This window comes from Bacillus sp. OV166 (genome assembly GCF_900177675.1).
GTDB lineage: Bacteria > Bacillota > Bacilli > Bacillales > Cytobacillaceae > Neobacillus.
In genome coordinates this window covers 4,781,622-4,800,572 of sequence record NZ_FXWM01000001.1, presented here as the reverse complement: position 1 = coordinate 4,800,572, position 18,951 = coordinate 4,781,622, and the positions used below count along the sequence as shown (strand labels likewise).

21 protein-coding genes are annotated in these 18,951 nt (G+C 37.6%); 19 read left to right on the top strand and 2 right to left on the bottom strand.

The window, feature by feature from the left end; translation table 11 throughout:
* The first annotated feature begins 25 nt into the window (after positions 1-25).
* The 10 genes from aroA (at position 26) to ypjB (ending at position 8,533) form a co-directional block, all read left to right on the top strand.
* Positions 26-1,315 (top strand): 3-phosphoshikimate 1-carboxyvinyltransferase, encoded by a 1,290-nt coding sequence (aroA, locus tag CCK98_RS23515; RefSeq protein ID WP_088088793.1) that lies wholly within the window; start codon positions 26-28, stop codon positions 1,313-1,315.
* Between the two features lie 140 nt (positions 1,316-1,455).
* Complete coding sequence (locus CCK98_RS23510; protein WP_088088792.1) at positions 1,456-2,358, top strand: hypothetical protein; 903 nt, start codon at positions 1,456-1,458, stop codon at positions 2,356-2,358.
* 21 nt (positions 2,359-2,379) lie between these two features.
* On the top strand, positions 2,380-3,645 hold the full coding sequence (locus CCK98_RS23505; RefSeq protein ID WP_088088791.1) for a tetratricopeptide repeat protein: 1,266 nt from the start codon (positions 2,380-2,382) through the stop codon (positions 3,643-3,645).
* A gap of 32 nt (positions 3,646-3,677) precedes the next feature.
* On the top strand, positions 3,678-4,244 hold the full coding sequence (locus CCK98_RS23500) for a ReoY family proteolytic degradation factor (protein WP_088088790.1): 567 nt from the start codon (positions 3,678-3,680) through the stop codon (positions 4,242-4,244).
* Positions 4,245-4,368: 124 nt separating this feature from the next.
* Complete coding sequence (locus tag CCK98_RS23495) at positions 4,369-4,833, top strand: YpiF family protein (protein ID WP_088088789.1); 465 nt, start codon at positions 4,369-4,371, stop codon at positions 4,831-4,833.
* 143 nt (positions 4,834-4,976) lie between these two features.
* The gene (locus tag CCK98_RS23490) at positions 4,977-5,483 is read left to right on the top strand and encodes a ubiquinol-cytochrome c reductase iron-sulfur subunit (protein WP_088088788.1); all 507 of its coding nucleotides are present in this window, start codon (positions 4,977-4,979) and stop codon (positions 5,481-5,483) included.
* 2 nt (positions 5,484-5,485) lie between these two features.
* Positions 5,486-6,160, top strand: coding sequence for a menaquinol-cytochrome c reductase cytochrome b subunit (gene qcrB / locus CCK98_RS23485; RefSeq protein ID WP_026563914.1), 675 nt, complete (start codon positions 5,486-5,488; stop codon positions 6,158-6,160).
* 63 nt (positions 6,161-6,223) lie between these two features.
* Positions 6,224-6,997 (top strand): menaquinol-cytochrome c reductase cytochrome b/c subunit, encoded by a 774-nt coding sequence (locus CCK98_RS23480; protein WP_088088787.1) that lies wholly within the window; start codon positions 6,224-6,226, stop codon positions 6,995-6,997.
* Positions 6,998-7,078: 81 nt separating this feature from the next.
* Positions 7,079-7,672 (top strand): DUF1405 domain-containing protein, encoded by a 594-nt coding sequence (locus tag CCK98_RS23475; protein WP_088088786.1) that lies wholly within the window; start codon positions 7,079-7,081, stop codon positions 7,670-7,672.
* 66 nt (positions 7,673-7,738) lie between these two features.
* Complete coding sequence (ypjB, locus tag CCK98_RS23470) at positions 7,739-8,533, top strand: sporulation protein YpjB (protein WP_251032678.1); 795 nt, start codon at positions 7,739-7,741, stop codon at positions 8,531-8,533.
* Positions 8,534-8,675: 142 nt separating this feature from the next.
* On the opposite strand, the gene CCK98_RS23465 is transcribed toward ypjB, so the two are convergent.
* The gene (locus tag CCK98_RS23465; protein ID WP_088085959.1) at positions 8,676-10,037 is read right to left on the bottom strand and encodes an IS1182 family transposase; all 1,362 of its coding nucleotides are present in this window, start codon (positions 10,035-10,037) and stop codon (positions 8,676-8,678) included.
* A 307-nt stretch (positions 10,038-10,344) separates the two neighbouring features.
* Entirely contained in the window at positions 10,345-11,217 is an 873-nt protein-coding gene (locus CCK98_RS23460) for a YitT family protein (protein ID WP_088088785.1), read from the bottom strand.
* Positions 11,218-11,413: 196 nt separating this feature from the next.
* Between CCK98_RS23460 and CCK98_RS23455 the strand changes: the two genes are divergently transcribed.
* The 9 genes from CCK98_RS23455 to panC all read left to right on the top strand — a co-directional run bounded on the left by CCK98_RS23455 (position 11,414) and on the right by panC (position 18,925).
* A complete protein-coding gene (locus tag CCK98_RS23455) occupies positions 11,414-11,758 on the top strand; it encodes a nucleotide pyrophosphohydrolase (RefSeq protein WP_088088784.1) in 345 nt (114 codons plus the stop codon).
* Positions 11,759-11,763: 5 nt separating this feature from the next.
* Positions 11,764-12,567 (top strand): 4-hydroxy-tetrahydrodipicolinate reductase, encoded by an 804-nt coding sequence (gene dapB / locus CCK98_RS23450; RefSeq protein ID WP_088088783.1) that lies wholly within the window; start codon positions 11,764-11,766, stop codon positions 12,565-12,567.
* An 11-nt stretch (positions 12,568-12,578) separates the two neighbouring features.
* Positions 12,579-12,995 (top strand): methylglyoxal synthase, encoded by a 417-nt coding sequence (mgsA, locus tag CCK98_RS23445; RefSeq protein WP_088088782.1) that lies wholly within the window; start codon positions 12,579-12,581, stop codon positions 12,993-12,995.
* On the top strand, positions 12,988-13,698 hold the full coding sequence (bshB1, locus tag CCK98_RS23440) for a bacillithiol biosynthesis deacetylase BshB1 (protein ID WP_088088781.1): 711 nt from the start codon (positions 12,988-12,990) through the stop codon (positions 13,696-13,698). The genes mgsA and bshB1 overlap by 8 nt, the downstream gene beginning before the upstream one ends.
* Before the next feature lie 2 nt (positions 13,699-13,700).
* Positions 13,701-14,828, top strand: coding sequence for an N-acetyl-alpha-D-glucosaminyl L-malate synthase BshA (gene bshA / locus CCK98_RS23435; protein WP_088088780.1), 1,128 nt, complete (start codon positions 13,701-13,703; stop codon positions 14,826-14,828).
* A gap of 11 nt (positions 14,829-14,839) precedes the next feature.
* On the top strand, positions 14,840-16,039 hold the full coding sequence (locus CCK98_RS23430; protein ID WP_088088779.1) for a CCA tRNA nucleotidyltransferase: 1,200 nt from the start codon (positions 14,840-14,842) through the stop codon (positions 16,037-16,039).
* Positions 16,024-17,001, top strand: coding sequence for a biotin--[acetyl-CoA-carboxylase] ligase (locus CCK98_RS23425; protein ID WP_088088778.1), 978 nt, complete (start codon positions 16,024-16,026; stop codon positions 16,999-17,001). The genes CCK98_RS23430 and CCK98_RS23425 overlap by 16 nt, the downstream gene beginning before the upstream one ends.
* A gap of 242 nt (positions 17,002-17,243) precedes the next feature.
* A complete protein-coding gene (panB, locus tag CCK98_RS23420; protein WP_088088777.1) occupies positions 17,244-18,080 on the top strand; it encodes a 3-methyl-2-oxobutanoate hydroxymethyltransferase in 837 nt (278 codons plus the stop codon).
* A complete protein-coding gene (gene panC, locus CCK98_RS23415; protein ID WP_088088776.1) occupies positions 18,077-18,925 on the top strand; it encodes a pantoate--beta-alanine ligase in 849 nt (282 codons plus the stop codon). Before panB ends, panC begins: the two co-directional genes overlap by 4 nt.
* Positions 18,926-18,951 lie beyond the last annotated feature (26 nt).

Below are 18,951 nucleotides of genomic sequence, written 5' to 3'. Positions count from 1 at the left end.
TGATATGAATAAAAGGTGATTTTTCATGACGTCATTAAAACTTAAAACTAACATAAATGGTTTAAATGGTAAGATAACAATTCCAGGGGATAAATCGATTTCGCATAGATCTGTTATGTTTGGTTCGATCGCATATGGTGAAACCAAGGTAACTAATTTCCTGCCTGGAGAAGATTGCTTAAGTACAATTTCATGCTTTCGAAAACTCGGAGTTACTATTGAGGAATCTGATAATCAACTTCGCATTATTGGAAAAGGTTTTGAGGGATTAACTGAACCGACTGAAGTACTGGATGTTGGTAATTCAGGAACAACGATCCGTTTATTAATGGGTATTTTGGCAGGAAGACCTTTTTTCTCATCTCTTGTGGGCGATGAGTCGATTGGAAAAAGGCCAATGACCAGGGTTACGAACCCATTATCAGAAATAGGCGCAAGAATAGATGGGCGAAAAGATGGTTCCTTCACTCCGATTTCCATCCGTGGTGGTGGGCTAAAACCTGTAAACTACCACCTTCCAGTTGCTAGTGCACAGGTAAAATCTGCGCTTATTCTTGCGGGACTGCAAGCAGAAGGACAAAGTATTATTATTGAGCCAGAGGAAACTCGCGACCATACTGAAAGAATGATCAAAAAATTTGGTGGAGAAATCCATAAGGATAACCAAAAGATTATGGTTAAGGGTGGTCAAAAGCTGACAGCAACGTCGATTCATGTACCTGGGGATATATCGTCTGCAGCGTTCTTTCTTGTCGCTGGTGCTGTTATTCCTGACAGTGAAGTTGTTCTGAAAAATGTTGGCCTAAACCCTACCAGAACGGGCATTATCGAGGTAATGAAAAAGATGGGCGCAGACTTGGAGATTGTTCAAAATGAGGAAACCTCTTTTGAACCATTTGGTGACCTCATTATAAAGACATCCAGTCTCAAAGGTACAGTCATTGAAGGTGACTTAATTCCAAAATTAATTGATGAAATACCAATTATTGCCCTTTTAGCAACACAAGCTGAAGGGACGACCATTATTAAAGATGCTGAGGAATTAAAAGTTAAGGAAACAAACCGAATAGATACAGTGGTTAATGAGTTGAAAAAATTAGGTGCTAAAATCGAAGCGACTGAAGATGGAATGATTATATACGGAAAATCCGTATTAAGCGGCGGAACGGTTTCAAGTCATGGCGATCATCGGATTGGGATGATGCTGGCAATAGCAGCACTCATATGTGAAAATGAAGCAGAACTAGTGAATCCCGAAGCAATTTCAGTTTCTTATCCTAACTTCTTTGCTCATTTAAACAGTCTCATTAAGTAAAGCTGCGTTTTAATGCAGCTTTTTTTTATTTTTAAATGAATTTGATTTTGTTAGAATGTCATAGTTTTTTGATTTTTCGCATAGCTTGTCATAAGGAAATAAAGTGAAAGCTTACAAAGAAAAAAATAAGGTGGTGGACGATGTATATCATTGAAAATGCCAATCTCCTTAAAGACAAGCAGTTGAAAATATGTTCGCTATTAATTAGTAAAAATCGTATAGCTAAAATTGATTCGCATTTTAGTCATTATAGACTGATAAAAATGAATGCTGGTCCATTTATCATGACCCCGTCATATGTCCTTTTTAATTCAAATATCCCACAAATTAAATCCTTTCAAGAATTAAAAAGGTGTCTGATTAAGGAATTTATGTTGAAAGGATGCACCACCTTATTTACCTATGTTAATGTTTCCTATGAAAATGAATTAACCACTAAAATTACCGAACTAAAAACGGCTCTATTAAGTAGTCCTATTGACTATTTAATAGGGGTAAGAGTACCGATTCGATTGTTAACACAATCGTTTATTAGGAAATGTAAGAAGGAAAAAATACCAGCTATTTTTGTTGACCTGCAAAACTTTGATGAATTAGAAAAAATACCTTGGGGCTGGATTAAAGAAGCCATGTTTCCGTTCAACAGTCCTTTAATTCCAATAATTTCTTCCGTCCAGAAGAAGGAAGTGAAGACAGTTTTGTCGAAATGGAAAGGTATCATGAAAAGAGAAAATATCCCTGCACTATACGAAGAAATAGAAGAAAATTACCCATTGACTATTACTGTATTAAATAAAATCGGTTTATACCCTCAAAAAGCTAGTTTAATGAGTGGTACTGAGGTAAGTTATAATCTATACACAAAAATAAATGAGATCAAGAATATTGATGAAGTGAATTTATTTCATTATCATGGTGATAGACTCGTAGTGACTGTTCACAAGGGGACGGTTCAACGTGCAGGTGATAACGTGATATTTAAACCTGGTAATGGAGAATATGTTAGGGTGCAAACCCCATCTTATTTTTCTCTGTCAATCTAGGAGAACGAGAGGTAAGTGTCAATGGAAAGAGTAAATAAAATTATTAACATGTTAGAAAACGGCCAACATAATGATGCTTTAAATGAATATAATGTTGTATTAAAAAGTGGAATGCCAGATGAGAAATTCCTTCTAGGAGAAGAAATGTATCAATATGGTTTCCTTGATGAGGCAAAGGCATTAGTTGAAAATTTGTTAGAGATATTCCCTGAGGAAGGTGAGCTCCTTGTTCTGCTAGGTGAAATATTAGTCGAGGCTGGGGAAGATGAAGAAGCGATACTTGTCCTTGAAAAGATATCAGAACATGATGCAAATTTTGGACAATCATTACTCTTGTTAGCCGATCTTTATCAAGTTCAGGGTTTATATGAAGTTTGTGAACGAAAGCTTCTAAAAGCAAAGGAGATATTGCCAGATGAAGTTATCATAGATTTTGCATTAGGTGAACTATACAGTGAACAAGGTGAAATATCAAAGGCAATGGATGCGTATGAAAAGGTTTTAAAAGAAGTAAATGAAATAGCTGGAGTGAATATTGACCAACGAATTGCAGACCTTTTAAGTGCATCTGGAATGTTTGAGGAATCCCTGGTTTATTACGAGAAGGCAATTAATGAAAAATTAGAGATTAACACGTTATTCGGATACGCTTTTACAGCTCTTCAGGCTGGATATAATCGAACTGCTATAGAAAAATTCATTGAATTAAAAGCGCTAGATCCTGAATATCATTCACTTTATTTACATCTTGCGTTAGCTTATGAACGGGAGGAAGAGCTTGAGAATAGTTTACTCACGATTCAAGAAGGCATAAAACAAGATGAATTTAATAAAGAGTTATTTTTCTTTGGTGGGAAAATTGCCATCAAGTTAGGAAAAGTGGAGGAAGGAGAAAAATATTTTCGTGAGGCACTTGCCCTAGATCCAGGATTTACAGAAGCTGCACTAACATTAAATAAGCTCTTTTTCCTCCAAGAAAGATATGAGGATGTCATTGAGTTAATTGCTCAACTTGACATTAAGGAAGATGAAGAACCCCAGCTCTTATGGGATTCTGCACTTAGCTTTCATAATTTAGAAAAATTTTCTTACGCATTAGACAAATATGAAAGTGCATATACTTTTTTTAAGAAAAATGAAACATTTTTACATGATTACGGTTATTTTTTAATTGAAGAAGGAAAAACCGACCGCGCTGCCGAAATTTTTAAACAACTGCTTAATGAAGATTCAACAAACGTCGAGTATTTGGATTTACTTGAACGTCTTACAGGGTTGAAAGATTAAAAAAGCTGATTCTGCAGAGGAGGGAAACTATCATGGCAACCCCTGTTTCTGTCAACGAGAAGAAGGACTTTATTCGCTGGTTTCTAAATCATTATCAATTAAAGAGAAGAGAATGCGTATGGATCCTCAACTATCTTATGAGCCACGATCAACTGATGGAAAAGGTTCATTTCGTTGAGCAAGCACAGTATTGTCCGAGAGGTTTGATTATGTCTACACATTGTGTGGATAAAGTTCCGTTTCGATTCTATAAAGAAAATGTGATGACGACGGACGCAGAAAAATCCTTTCACGATATTCGTTTAAATCGAGACGAGGATATTTTTATCCAATTAAACTTTCATGCTGCCAATCAGGCGCACCAGTATGCTGCTGTACTAGAAGAAAATTTATACGTTCCTAAACATCTGCAAGTAAATGAAAAGGATGGAATCGTTGCAGAACAATTACTGCAGCACAGCATCGAACACTTTCAACGTGAGAAAATTCTTCAATTGATTGACGAGTCACTAGATAAACACGATCGCAAAGCATTCCTAAACTTAACACAAAAATTGAATAATTTGACAATGACTGAACAAAAAGGAAGTTTGCGATAAGCAGCTTCCTTTTGTTTGTTTTTTTCTTTCATAAGATTTTTACTAAATATTCCTCTTTATCTTTTATTGTTAATGTGGAAAATGATATTATATTAATAGTGAAATTAAAGGTTGGTGCAAAGATATGAAGTGGATACCTCATGATATTGAGACGTATTTGAATGCCAAAGAGTATGTGGACACAGCTGTTGTTCCGTTAATTTCAGTTTCCATAGGGGGGGAGATAAAGCAGTCAGCGGCAGCAGCAGAGTTTATCACTTTATTAACAGGGTATTTAGAAAGGCAATTTACGGGAAGATTAATATTAATCCCGCCATTTACATATCTAAATTCCAAAAATGGTGAAAGTACCTTAAGTGATTTGAAGGATTGGGAGGCTAGCCTAGCAAAGGGGGAGTTTAAACATATTTTTTACATAACATCAGAAATAGAGTGGAGAGCACGGGAAAAAGAACTACATGGCACGGTAATTTGGCTTCCATCAATCCCGCTTGAGCATATGAATGATTCGCAAAAAATAGGAGTTATTGATAGTCAAGTTAAGCAGCTCTTAGTTCTCTTTACGCAAAAATGGCATGAAAATCAGTAAAACCAACGATAATATATGTTTTTAAAATAGTATGATATTGACCTAACATGAAGATTGATATATCATTGTTATGTCCTAGTTTTATATGTGTTAAATTATTGTCCGATGGACTTAACTTCGTGAATAGAGGGGGGGATATAAGCATGAGTAAGCAACGCGTTTCAAGACGTCAATTTTTAAGTTACACCCTAACAGGGGTAGGCGGCTTCATGGCGGCTGGTATGCTAATGCCAATGGTAAGATTTGCAGTTGATCCTGTTTTAAAGGTTGAAGAAGGCGGCGATTTTGTTGCTACAAAGCAAAAGGTATCTGATTTAACAAAAGATCCAGTTAAAGTTGACTTTACCTTTAAACAAAAGGATGCCTGGTATGAGTCAGAAGTAACGAATATTGCCTGGGTTTATAAGGATGATGCGGGGAAAATTGTAGCCCTTTCGCCTACTTGTAAACATTTGGGTTGTACTGTTAACTGGAATACTGACAAGGAACATCCAGGTCAATTCTTCTGTCCGTGCCATTATGGCCGCTACGAGAAAAACGGTAAAAACATTCCAGGAACACCGCCATTAGCACCACTTGATGTATATCCATTCAAGGAAAAAGATGGTTATCTTTATCTCGGTAAAGCTCAACCACGGAAGGAGGCGTAACTATGTTAAACAAAATTTACGACTGGGTAGATGAACGTTTAGATATTACGCCTTTGTGGCGCGATATCGCAGACCATGAAGTACCTGAGCATGTTAATCCAGCGCATCACTTTTCAGCGTTTGTATATTGCTTTGGAGGTCTTACTTTCTTCGTAACCGTAATTCAAATTCTTTCTGGTATGTTTCTAACCATGTACTATGTACCAGATATTAAAAACGCATGGGAATCTGTTTATTATCTTCAAAATGAAGTTGCTTTTGGACAAATTGTACGTGGAATGCATCACTGGGGTGCAAGTTTAGTACTTGTAATGATGTTTTTACATACTCTACGCGTCTTTTTCCAAGGTGCCTATAAAAAACCTCGTGAATTGAACTGGGTTGTCGGGGTACTTATTTTCTTCGTCATGCTTGGCTTAGGTTTTACAGGGTACCTATTACCTTGGGATATGAAAGCGTTATTCGCTACTAAAGTAGGTCTGCAGATTGCCGAAGCGACACCATTCATCGGTACTCAAGTTAAGGTTTTACTTGCTGGTCATGAACACATTGTTGGTGCTCAAACATTAACCCGCTTCTTTGCAATTCATGTATTCTTCCTGCCTGGTGCATTGCTTGGACTAATGGGAGCTCACTTCTTAATGATTCGTAAACAAGGTATTTCCGGACCACTATAAAACGGTTTTATTTTAATCGCAGTTTATTTCTATTAACTACGGAAAAAGGAGGGGGATTGCTCGATGCATCGCGGTAAAGGTTTAAAGTTCGTTGGTGATTCACGTGTTTTAGCACCTTCAGAACGAAAAAAAATGATTCCGAAAGATTACTCTGAATACCCTGGTAAAACAGAGGCGTTTTGGCCTAACTTCCTTTTGAAAGAATGGATGGTAGGAGCAGTATTTCTTATCGGCTTTTTATGTTTAACAGTTGCCCATCCGGCTCCGCTTGAAAGGATAGCGGACCCAACTGATACTGGGTACATTCCATTACCTGACTGGTATTTCTTGTTCTTGTATCAATTATTGAAATATACATTTGCATCTGGACCGTATACAGTTATCGGTGCAATGATTATACCAGGACTTGCTTTTGGAGGGTTATTATTAGCTCCGTTCCTCGATTCTGGTCCGGAACGACGTCCAATGAAGCGTCCGATTGCAACTGCAGCTATGCTATTGGCACTAGCTGCCACCGTATATTTAACTTGGCAATCTGTTGCGACACATGATTGGGCAGCTGCTGAACGCCAAGGTAAAATTGTTGCAAAAGTAGATATTGATAAATCAAGTGCCGGCTATAAAATAGCTAGTGCCAATACATGTATTACCTGTCATGGTGAAAACCTTTCAGGCGGTGCTGGTGCACCCGCACTAGTCGGTACAGGCTTAAAACCAGAAGAAATTGCAAAGATTGCCAAAGAAGGTAAAGGCGGTAAAATGCCAGCCGGAATCTTCAAAGGGACTGACGAAGAACTTAAAACGCTTTCTGAATTTATCTCTGGCCTTGGTAAGTAATAATCGAATGATAAAAAGCTGACGAAAGATCGTCAGCTTTTTTCTTCATGATAAAAAAACAAACATAAAAGGAGAGTTTTTGTGCGTTGGATCTATCCTCTCTTGGCAAATCGATCGATTATGAAGCTGTTATTGATTGTTAATATTGCCGGAACAATATATGGGTACTACTGGTATGGGTGGCAGCTAAAGGAGACACCTGCAATTTTTCTCCTGTTTGTTCCTGACAGCCCGACAGCTAGTTTATTTTTTGTTTTTGTTCTAATTGCATTTCTATTGCGGAAAAATTGGCCCTTAATAGAGGCGCTAGCAATTGTCACTCTCTTTAAATATGGAATTTGGGCAGTAGTAATGAATATCCTAGTCTATTTTGTTCAAGGGGAACTAGATGCGGTTGGCTATATGTTAATCTTGTCCCATTTCGCAATGGCTGTTCAAGGTATTTTATATGCTCCATTTTACAGATTTAAATGGTGGCATTTAATTCTAACAGCTATTTGGACACTACATAATGATGTTATTGATTATGTTTTTTTCATGTTGCCAAGCTATCATATGCTAGATCGCTATACACCACAAATTGGCTATTTTACTTTCTGGCTTTCGATTCTTTCGATTGGTCTAGCCTATTATTTTTCAATTCGTCCTAAAAGTTACAAACTTGAAATAAAATAATCCCAGATGGTCTAACCTTGTCCACCCCTACATACATTTTATTAGTAATGAAAGGGGGGACAAGGATTGAGAAACAAATGGTTTTTTTTCTTTGCAATTATCATGATGCTTACTCCCATAACTGTAAATGCAGAACAACAATCGCCTATGGAGAAGCTTGATGATATATCAGATGAAGCTCTCCAAATGGTGAAGTTTCATAGATATGAAGATGCTAAAAGACTGCTTGATTATTTTTCGGATCAATTCACAAGCATTACCGGTAATGAACCGTCGCTAACAATGGATGAGGTAAGAATAATTAATACCTCACATGATGAAGCAGTGGAAGCAGCAGTTAGTTCCAACATGAAATATGAGGAACGAATAAATAAATTAGTCAAATTTCGTCTTGTCATTGATGCCATTGCAACAAGTCACCAACCATTATGGATTGAAATGGAAGATCAAATAATGACAGCTTTTCATCAAGCAAAAGATGCGGCAATTAAGGGTGATTCAGGGCACTTTCATTCAAACTTTAATTCCTTTTTATCCTTGTATAACGTGATCTATCCGAGTATGAAAATTGATGTGTCTGTAGAAAATGTTCAAAGACTAGACGCACGGATAGATTTTATTAATGAATACCGTTCCCAAGTTGTAAATGATTCTAAAAGCCAACAGGAGTTGGAAAAACTTGATACGGACTTAGTTAATCTTTTTTCTAACATGGAAGAGGATGAGGCAGATCCAAACATTTGGTGGGTTATTATTTCGACAGGAAGCATTATTATCATGACATTATCCTATGTTGGCTGGAGAAAGTATCAAGGTGACAAGAATATGAAAAAAGACCGTTCGAGAGATTTAAAGGATTGATCTAAGAGTTAAAAAAAGCAATGTCCAAAAGTGGACATTGCTTCAGATTGTAGACAAAAGGCATTCGAATGAGCCCATTCGGATGCCTTTTTATTGGATTTTTGCTCATAAGAGCAAAATTTAGACCTACCTTTGACTATTATTACGCCAATTCTGGACCTTTCCACGTCCAGCTGGCCATCTTTTTCAAGTTCATGGCAGCAAAAGTAAGCATCGCTTGCATGGACAATTTTTTTAAGCCTCTTAAGGTTGTCCAACGCATACCATGCTTTTCCTTAGCATCCGCAAAGACCCGTTCAATCGTTTCTTTACGTCTTGCGTAAATGCTTTTATTTTCTTGTGTGTGACGAAGATGATCGGCTTCTTCTATGTAATGTTCCCAAACATGTCGCTCAATCAATTTTTTATGTTCTTTACTCTGCGTGCATTCTGAAAGTAAAGGACAATTTTGGCACTCAAACGGATTAGAGAAGTATTGACGCTTTCCATTCTTCGTCGTCGTTGCATATTTCAGTATTTGTCCTTGCGGACAGATATAACAATCGTAGTATTCATCATAAATATACTCATGTTTTTTCATATAACCGTCCTTCGTACGAGGTCGTGTATATGGTAATGCAGGAGTCATATCATTTTCAATTACGAATTGAGCAATAGCAGGTGTTTTGTATCCAGCATCAGCAGCAACAGCTTCAGGTTTCCCGTGTTTTTCAATGACCTTCTCAAGTAGTGGCTCGAAAATGACGCTATCATGGATATTCCCCGGGGTTACAATTGCACCCAAAACAAAACCATTTCGATCCGAAGCCGCATGAAATGAATATGCGAACTGTTTCGTTCGCTCATCCTTTACGTAATAACCACTTTCTGGGTCAGTGGTACTTTCTTTAATTTCCTTTAATTCTTCTTTTTCAAATTTATCTGGAGGAAATGGCTTTTTTCCGTGATCATCCCGGTCTTTATTAATCTCTTCTTGTAGACGTGTTTCATAAACCTTCGATTCCTTTCGAACTACTTTCTTTTCAAATTTACGCTTATTTGCACTAGCTTTAACATGTGTAGAATCAATAAATACGTGCTCGCTACTAATCAATTTCTTTTCTGAGGCTTCCTTTAAAATACGATAGAATATCTGTTCAAATAAATCAGTATCCTTAAAGCGTCGCTCGTAGTTTTTACCAAACGTTGAAAAGTGAGGTACCTTATCATAAAAACCAAAGCCGAGAAACCAACGATATGCCATATTCGTTTCGATTTCTGCAATGGTTTGACGCATAGAGCGAATACCGAAGGTATATTGAATGAAAGCCATCTTTATCAATACCACAGGGTCAATACTCGGACGTCCCCGTTCAGATGAGTACATATCTTGAACAAGTGAATAGATAAATGAAAAATCAATAGCAGCTTCTATCTTACGAACCAAGTGGTTCGCGGGTACAACTTGTTCTAAAGCTATCATTTCTATTTGATCACGATTCATCTGTGTATTTTTAGTTAGCATTTCATCCACCTCATCTATATGTCTGTATCTTAATTATACAAAGGACTGATTTAAAGGTCATTATTGATTTTAAAACTTGTTGATTGGAGCGGAAGGCGCGAAGACTCCTGCGGGAGTACGGAGCAGGGGAGACCCCGCAGGCGCTTAAGCGCCGAGGAGGCTCCCCGCTACGCCCGCGGAAAGCGAAGCGCCTGGAGCGCAAATCAACAAACAATTTAACAAAGACATAAAAAAGACTGCCGGCAAACCCAAGTTTTTCGGATTTGTCGACAGTCTGAAGCAATGTCCAAAAGTGGACATTGCTTTTTTAGTCTACTAAAGGCATTTTATTTTCATCGAGTGTGAAACCTTCTCCATGGACATCATGGACAATCGTGATGGAGACAAATGCATGGGGATCAACGGAAGTAATTACATTTTTTAAACGGACTATTTCATTTTTTGCGACAACACAATATAAGACTTCACGCTCACTTTTAGTGTAAGAGCCGTATCCCTTTAGGACTGTTACTCCTCGGTCCATTTCTTCCATAATCTTAGCGGCAATTTGCTCGTTCTTTTCCGAAATAATCATAGCTCCTCGCGCTGAATAAGCACCTTCTAACATGAAATCAATTACTCTAGCGCCAATAAACACAGCTACGAGTGTGTACATTGCTTGTTTATAATTTAAGTATGTTACCAAAGATAAAGCGATAACACATGCATCAAACAAGAACATTGTTTTTCCCATATTCCAGCCTGCATATTTTTGGACAAGCCTAGCAATAATATCGACTCCACCTGTAGTTCCTCCATAACGGAAGATCACGCCTAAACCAATGCCTGTAAAAACTCCTGCAAATAAGGTAGCTAATGTTAAATCACTTTGAAGTGGCATATCAATGGAATAGCGTTGAAATATCCATAAAAAAATGGACACCCCGACTGTCCCTATTATGGTATATAAAAATGTATTACGACCTAACAATTTCCACCCAATAAAAAAAAGTGGAATATTTAAGAATAGGTTTGAATAGGATGGATCCCATTTAAACAAGAAATAAAATAGGAGTGCGATGCCTGTGAAGCCGCCTTCTGCCAGTTTGTTTTGCATATTAAAATTGACAAGGCCAAACGACATTATCGCTGCTCCCAGTAGGATAAATAATATGTTTTTTACTTTAAGACCATGTAGCATTAATAACCCCCCTCTACCATAAATTCTCTTATATGGCGGTTTTTATTATATCGAATAAAAAATGTTAGAGCAATGAGTAGAGAAAAAGAGGGTAATATATATGAAAACATTTGTAAATCGGCGTTAATTTAGCTAACATAAACAATAGAATAAGGATATGAACATAATTATCAGTCTTATTGATGAGGTGAAATACATGGCCAAAGAAAAGACGATGAAAGACCTTCAGGTAGAAGTAGATTTGTACATTAGTCAATTTAAAGAGGGGTATTTCAGTCCGCTTGCGATGCTAGCAAGACTTACAGAGGAACTAGGGGAATTTGCTAGAGAAGTAAACCATTATTATGGTGAGAAACCCAAAAAAACAAGTGAAACTGAAAAAGCCATCGAAGAAGAACTTGGTGATCTTTTATTTGTATTAATTTGTTTTGCTAACTCTTTAAATATCAGCTTAGAAGATGCACATAATTATGTAATGGAAAAATTTAAGACAAGAGACCAAAATCGGTGGACAAGAATTAATGAAGAAAAAATGGAGTGAACTTTATGGAACAAATTAAAATTATCATCGCTGGTCCCCGCGGCCGAATGGGCAGTGAAGCAGTGAAGTTAGTAACGAATATTGATCATTTTGAACTTTTAGCTGTTGTGGATCATAAATATGATGGAATGATGCTTAGCGACTTGGAAGGCTTTCATTCAATACATAACGTACCCGTTTATGCAAATATCGAAACATGCCTGCAAAATGTCCATGCGGATGTCTTGATTGATCTAACCACACCTGAGGTGGGCATGCATCACGCAAAAACTGCACTTACAAACAATGTTCGACCGGTGGTTGGAACAACAGGTTTTACTACAAGCGATTTAGAGGAATTAGAACATATTTGTCATGAGAAAAAACTAGGATGTATTATTGCTCCGAATTTTGCCATTGGTGCTGTGTTAATGATGAAATTCTCACAAATGGCTGCGAAATATTTTAACGATATAGAAATTATTGAATTGCATCACGATCAAAAACTGGATGCTCCTTCAGGAACAGCTGTAAAAACAGCAGAAATGATTTCTGCAGTTCGTGAGGAAAAAAATCAGGGGCACCCAAATGAAAAAGAAACGATTCAAGGTGCGCGGGGTGCAACGTTCGATGGAATGCATATTCACTCGGTACGCTTACCTGGACTTGTTGCCCACCAACAGGTGTTATTTGGATCTGATGGTCAGACTCTAACAATAAGGCATGATTCATACCATCGCGGCTCTTTTATGTCGGGTGTAAAAGTGGCAGTAGAATCTGTAATGACACATAATACTTTTGTTTATGGACTAGAAAATATTTTAGAATAGGGAGTAAATATATGAATATTGCCTTAATAGCTCATGATAAAAAGAAAAATGATTTGGTTCAATTCGCGACTGCTTATCAAAATATATTTTCGAAGCATACATTATTCGCGACTGGGACAACTGGACAGCGAATTAGTGAGGCAACGGGTCTAAGTATAACTCGTTTTCAATCTGGACCCCTTGGTGGTGACCAGCAAATCGGAGCATTGATTGCCCAAAATAAAATGGATGCTGTTTTCTTCTTCCGTGACCCATTAACATCACAGCCACATGAACCAGATGTAACAGCATTGGTTAGACTATGTGATGTATACTCGATTCCACTTGCTACTAATATGGGAACTGCAGAATTATTAATAAGAGGCCTAGAACTGGGGCTTATTGAGTGGAGAAATCTAAATAAAGAGAATGGTGGAATCAATGATTAATCAGCACCTTCATGTCCTTGCTTTTGGAGCACATGCGGACGATGTCGAGATTGGCATGGCTGGAACGATTGCTAAATTGACCTCCCAAGGGAAACAAGTTGGTATCTGTGACTTAACAGATGCCGACCTTTCTTCAAATGGGAATGTACCCCTAAGAAAAGAGGAGGCGGCAAAGGCTGCAGGGATACTAAACGTCTCTATGCGTACATCATTCGGTTTTCCAGATAGAGGATTATTTCTTAAAGACGAATACATAAGAGAGATTGCAAGGATTATTAGAACATACAAGCCTCAGATTGTGTTTGCACCTTATTTTGAAGACCGCCATCCTGACCATGGTCATTGTGCTAGTTTAGTGGAGGAAGCTGTTTTTTCATCTGCCATAAGAAAATATGTAACAGAAGGTAATGAACCTGCACATCGGGTGGAAAGAGTTTATTTTTATATGATTAATGGTTTTCATAAACCAGATTTCACCATTGATATTACTCAATATATGGATAAAAAACTCCAAGCATTGAGGGAGTACAAAAGCCAATTCGAGCAAACAGAAGAAAGCTATAGTACTCCGCTTGTAAATGGTTATATTGAAACAGTTGAGTCAAGGGAAAGAATGTTTGGTAAGTTGGTTGGTGTTACATTTGCTGAAGGGTTCAAAACGAAAGTTCCAATCCTTTTGAATCGTGATTTGATAGGAGAATAAACATGAGGAAACTTAAAATTGGTATTACTTGCTATCCGACAGTAGGTGGTTCAGGTGTAGTAGCGACGGAATTAGGGAAAATGCTCGCTGAAAAGGGACATGAAATTCATTTCATCTCATCAAGTATTCCATTTAGATTAAATAAAATGTACCATAATATCTATTATCATCAGGTTGAAGTGAATCAATATTCTGTATTTCAGTACCCACCTTACGATATTGCCTTAGCAAGTAAAATGGCGGAAGTGGCTAATCGGGAAAAATTAGATCTGCTCCACGTCCACTATGCTATTCCTCACGCTGTATGTGCAATACTAGCAAAGCAAATGAGCCATCGAGATATTAAAATTGTCACGACATTACATGGTACCGATATAACGGTTTTGGGTTATGATCCTTCTTTGACAGATGCGATTAAATTTGGAATTGAAAAATCGGATGTGGTAACAGCAGTTTCCAAAGCTCTAGTGGACCAGACCTATGAGTTGATCAATCCAGATAAACAAATTGAAACAGTGTATAACTTTATTGATGACCGCATTTATAAAAAAAGTGATGCACGTGCTTTAAAGTCAGAATTTGAAATAAAAGAAGATGAAAAAGTAATTATTCACGTTTCCAATTTCCGTCCGGTAAAACGGGTACAAGATGTAGTAAAGTCCTTTGCAAAGATTGCATCTGTAATGCCAGCTAAGCTACTATTGGTCGGTGATGGCCCTGAAATGACCATCATCTGTAAACTTGTCAGAGAGTTTGGACTAGAAGATCAAGTCATTTTCTTAGGTAAACAAGAGAGCCTGGAGGAATTGTATTCCATCAGTGATTTAATGCTGTTATTATCGGAAAAGGAAAGCTTTGGACTTGTTGCATTAGAGGCAATGGCATGTGGAGTTCCTTGTGTCGGTACGAATGTTGGTGGTGTACCAGAAGTTATTAATCATGGAATGAATGGATTTATTTGTGAAGTAGGCGACATCGACGATATCTCTAATAAGTCATTAGCAATTTTAGTTGATCAGAACCTTCATCAGCAATTTTCCAAACAATCTGTGGAGACAGCAAAAACTAAATTTAAGGCTGACCAAATTGTTGAACAATATGAACAAATATATTTTAATTTACTGAATTAAGGTGAAGTAAAATGATTGACCCATTTTTAGCAGCAAGTCCTGTATTAAAAAAGCTGGAGGATGCTGGCTTTGAAGCCTATTTTGTTGGTGGCTCCGTTAGAGATTATCTGTTAAAACGAGAGATTAATGACGTTGATATTGCAACAAGCGCAACCCCCGAAGAAGTGAAAAGGATTTTTCCGAAAACAGTGGATATTGGAATCGAACATGGAACAGTTCTCGTTCTTGTTAATAATGGAGGGTATGAAATTACCACCTTTAGAACCGAATCAGACTATCAAGATTATCGAAGACCCAAAAAGGTTACCTTTATCCGCAACTTAAAAGAGGATTTACAGCGCAGAGATTTTACAATGAATGCTATCGCGATGGACAGAAATAGAAAATTAATTGACCCATTTAATGGATTTATAGCCATTCAAGATAGAATAATTCAAACAGTTGGAAGTCCGAATGACCGCTTCCAAGAAGACGCCTTAAGAATGATGAGAGCAGTAAGGTTTGTAAGTCAACTCTCTTTTCAAATCGAAAGAGGTACGGTTCAAGCATTAGCAAAGCTTGTTCACTTGCTTGATAACATTGCTGTAGAAAGAAAAAGGGCGGAGTTTGAGAAACTCTTAATTGGTAAAAATAAGACTAAAGCGTTGAGTATTCTCCTTGAAGCAAATATTTATTCTTATTTACCGGGTTTGAAGGGAAAAAAGCAGCAATTAGAGGAGTTACGTAGTTTTAACAGTGGGAATCTTAATAAAAGTGAAATGTGGTCACTTTTAATTTTCTGTATAAATTTAAAAGAAAAAGAGATAGAGTTATTTTTAAAAGAGTGGCGGCTTGCACTTAAGGAAATAAGAGAGATTCAACAAGTTGTACATTTCCTTACAAAAAGACTTGAACAAGATTGGTCCATATATGACTTATACTCTGCTGGTCATGATCATATCCTATCAACGGAAAAGCTCTACCATGTTATTAATGGGATCAACGAAGTTCAATCGATTGAACATTGGATTAAGCTGTATGAAACCCTGCCGATAAAAGACCGTTCAGAAATGAATGTGACTGGAAATGACGTAATGGATTGGTTCAATAAAAGAGGTGGACCATGGCTTAAGGAGACGCTTTTAACCATCGAAGAAAATATCCTAGCCGGAAATCTAGATAACGACAAAGAAAAGATCAAGGAGTGGCTAATGAAGTGCAATCAGAAATAAGAAAAGAATTACTTGATGCCTTTACAACTGCAGGTGACACCTTTTTATCAGGGCAGCATCTAGCAGAACTCATTGGCTGCTCAAGGACGGCAGTATGGAAGCATATTGAGGAATTAAGGAAGGAAGGATTTGAATTAGAAGCCGTTAGAAACAAAGGTTACCGGATTCTAAAAACTCCTGAAAAAGTGACTGCAGATGAGGTAAGGCTTGGCTTAACCACAAACTTTATAGGGAGAAATATCCATTATGTAGAAAGTGTGGAGTCTACCCAAAAGCTTGCCCATCACTTTGCTTCAGAAGATGCTCCTGAAGGCACGGTCATCATCGCTGAAGAGCAGTTGTCAGGCAGGGGTAGAATGGCCCGAAAATGGCATTCGCCAAAATATACAGGTATATGGATGAGTATGATTATACGTCCGAATATACCCCTAAGCAATGCGCCACAATTGACATTGCTCGCAGCAGTTGCGATTGTTCAAGCCATTGAAGAAATGACAGACCTTATTCCCGAAATAAAATGGCCGAATGATATTCTTATTAACGGAAAGAAAGTAACGGGAATTTTAACGGAATTACAAGCGGAGGCCGACCTTATTCATTCAATTATCATTGGAATTGGTATAAATGTGAATCAGAAGAAAGAAGATTTCCCGTTAGAACTTCAAGAAATAGCTACTTCCCTATTTATCGAGGATGGAGAAACTGTCTCGAGAGCAGAGTTAATTAGATCTATTTTCAAACACTTTGAAAAATTATATACGCTGTATCTAGAACAAGGATTTCTTCCAATAAAGCTTTTATGGGAGGGTTATGCCGGCAGTATCGGTAAATACATAAAAGCTAGAACACTTACGAATACGATTGAAGGAAAAGCACTAGGAATAACCAATGATGGAGTGCTGCAGTTAGAAGATTTGACCGGTACGATTCATCATATCTATTCTGCGGATATTGAGTTTTAAAAGCTTGAACTTTTCGTAGAATTTGTTATAATTCTATCCAATGGGCAGTATCCACTGAGAACTGCACCTTTATGAAACTAACAATTAAAAAGGTTTCTGCCTAGATCCGTGTAGCGGACCGGGACAGAGGGATGAAGCATGTTAAAAGTGTAACTGGGATCCTCTGCCTTCAGAAGGATCTTTTTTATTTGCTCTTTTAAAATCTTTTTATCTCCTCTCCCATATAAAAGGAGGGAAAATTGATGAAGCAAACAACAGATTTCTTGAAAATGAAGGAAAATAATGAAAAAATCGTTATGTTAACCGCGTATGATTACCCTTCGGCTAAGCAAGCTGAAGAGGGCGGAGTTGACGTTATATTGGTGGGAGACTCTCTTGGGATGGTAGTCCTTGGTTATGACTCAACCATACCAGTAACGCTTGACGACATGATCCATCATACAAAAGCTGTAAAACGTGGAGCAAAAGATACCTTTATTCTCGCTGATATGCCGTTTCTAACTTACCATTTATCCGTTCGGGATACATTATTAAATGCTGCCAGACTAATACAAGAAACGGGTGCACATGCGGTTAAACTAGAAGGTGCAGATGATGTTATTGAAAAAATTACTGCTTTAACTAGAGCCGGTATTCCTGTTTGTGCCCATTTGGGGTTAACCCCTCAATCTGTAGGTGTATTAGGTGGATACAAAGTGCAAGGGAAAGATGCCCAAGCAGCAAGGAAATTGCTCCAAGATGCAAAGAAATGCGAAGAAGCCGGTGCCTTTGCTATCGTTCTTGAATGTGTCCCAAAACAACTGGCAGAGGAAGTTACCCAAATGATTTCTATTCCAGTTATTGGTATTGGAGCCGGAGTTGCGGTCGATGGTCAAGTTCTCGTTTATCATGATATTCTAGGCTATGGCGTAAATCGTGTACCGAAGTTCGTCAAACAATATCATGCTGTCAATCCATTTATCATTGAATCAATTCAAGCTTATGCAGCTGACGTTAAAAATGAACGGTTTCCTGAAGAAAAACATTCTTTCACAATGAAGGAACAGGAACTGAAAGGGCTTTATGGAGGTACGAAATGAAAGTTATCACAACTATTATGGAAATGCAGTCAATCATAAATAAGCATAAGCTCTCAGAAAAGTCGATTGGCTTTGTACCAACGATGGGATTTCTGCATGAAGGTCATTTAACACTTTTAAATAAAGCAAGACAAGATAATGATATCGTTGTCCTAAGCATTTTTGTTAACCCATTACAGTTTGGACCAAAAGAGGATTATGCTGAATACCCGCGTGATTTTGATCGTGATCGCGCCTTGGCTGAAAGTGAAATGGTCGATTTTCTCTTCCATCCATCCGTTGAGGAAATGTATCCAAACGAACCTTCAGTTAAAGTTAACGTCCGTGATCGCACGGATGTTTTATGTGGGAAATCCCGCCCAGGCCATTTTGATGGCGTTGCTACAGTAATAACAAAGCTCTTTAACATTATCATGCCAACAAGAGCTTATTTTGGAAAAAAAGATGCCCAGCAGGTGGCAGTTCTTGAGGGGTTAGTTTCTGATTTTAATATTCCTGTGGAACTTATTGCAGTCGATATCGTTCGTGAAAATGACGGACTTGCTAAGAGTTCTCGGAATGTTAATCTTCTGCCAAAGGAAAGACAAGAAGCTCCTGTACTGTATCACAGCCTTCAAGCTGCAGTGGCAGCAATTAATGAAGGTGAGCGGAATCCAGCGAAATTAATTAGTATGATTAGTGAAATGATTACCAATGAATCAATGGGTACAATTGATTATGTCCAAATCTACTCCTATCCACAATTAAAGCAACTGGAAAAATTAGAGGGTACAATTATTATTGCACTGGCTGTAAAATTTACGAAGGTACGATTAATAGACAATTACATTACGAATATAGATTGATAGAAAAAAGAGAACGGGGGAGGAAT

What these genes read in the sequence shown, in the direction of transcription:
- CCK98_RS23430 (WP_088088779.1), top strand. Translation starts at nt 14,840, where the DNA reads ATGATTGACCCATTTTTAGCAGCAAGTCCTGTATTAAAAAAGCTGGAG.
- CCK98_RS23505 (WP_088088791.1), top strand. Translation starts at nt 2,380, where the DNA reads ATGGAAAGAGTAAATAAAATTATTAACATGTTAGAAAACGGCCAACAT.
- CCK98_RS23455 (WP_088088784.1), top strand. Translation starts at nt 11,414, where the DNA reads ATGGCCAAAGAAAAGACGATGAAAGACCTTCAGGTAGAAGTAGATTTG.
- CCK98_RS23460 (WP_088088785.1), bottom strand. Translation starts at nt 11,217, where the DNA reads ATGCTACATGGTCTTAAAGTAAAAAACATATTATTTATCCTACTGGGA.
- bshA (WP_088088780.1), top strand. Translation starts at nt 13,701, where the DNA reads ATGAGGAAACTTAAAATTGGTATTACTTGCTATCCGACAGTAGGTGGT.
- panC (WP_088088776.1), top strand. Translation starts at nt 18,077, where the DNA reads ATGAAAGTTATCACAACTATTATGGAAATGCAGTCAATCATAAATAAG.
- CCK98_RS23480 (WP_088088787.1), top strand. Translation starts at nt 6,224, where the DNA reads ATGCATCGCGGTAAAGGTTTAAAGTTCGTTGGTGATTCACGTGTTTTA.
- dapB (WP_088088783.1), top strand. Translation starts at nt 11,764, where the DNA reads ATGGAACAAATTAAAATTATCATCGCTGGTCCCCGCGGCCGAATGGGC.
- CCK98_RS23500 (WP_088088790.1), top strand. Translation starts at nt 3,678, where the DNA reads ATGGCAACCCCTGTTTCTGTCAACGAGAAGAAGGACTTTATTCGCTGG.
- CCK98_RS23465 (WP_088085959.1), bottom strand. Translation starts at nt 10,037, where the DNA reads ATGCTAACTAAAAATACACAGATGAATCGTGATCAAATAGAAATGATA.
- CCK98_RS23490 (WP_088088788.1), top strand. Translation starts at nt 4,977, where the DNA reads ATGAGTAAGCAACGCGTTTCAAGACGTCAATTTTTAAGTTACACCCTA.
- bshB1 (WP_088088781.1), top strand. Translation starts at nt 12,988, where the DNA reads ATGATTAATCAGCACCTTCATGTCCTTGCTTTTGGAGCACATGCGGAC.
- panB (WP_088088777.1), top strand. Translation starts at nt 17,244, where the DNA reads ATGAAGCAAACAACAGATTTCTTGAAAATGAAGGAAAATAATGAAAAA.
- CCK98_RS23495 (WP_088088789.1), top strand. Translation starts at nt 4,369, where the DNA reads ATGAAGTGGATACCTCATGATATTGAGACGTATTTGAATGCCAAAGAG.
- mgsA (WP_088088782.1), top strand. Translation starts at nt 12,579, where the DNA reads ATGAATATTGCCTTAATAGCTCATGATAAAAAGAAAAATGATTTGGTT.
- CCK98_RS23510 (WP_088088792.1), top strand. Translation starts at nt 1,456, where the DNA reads ATGTATATCATTGAAAATGCCAATCTCCTTAAAGACAAGCAGTTGAAA.
- aroA (WP_088088793.1), top strand. Translation starts at nt 26, where the DNA reads ATGACGTCATTAAAACTTAAAACTAACATAAATGGTTTAAATGGTAAG.
- qcrB (WP_026563914.1), top strand. Translation starts at nt 5,486, where the DNA reads ATGTTAAACAAAATTTACGACTGGGTAGATGAACGTTTAGATATTACG.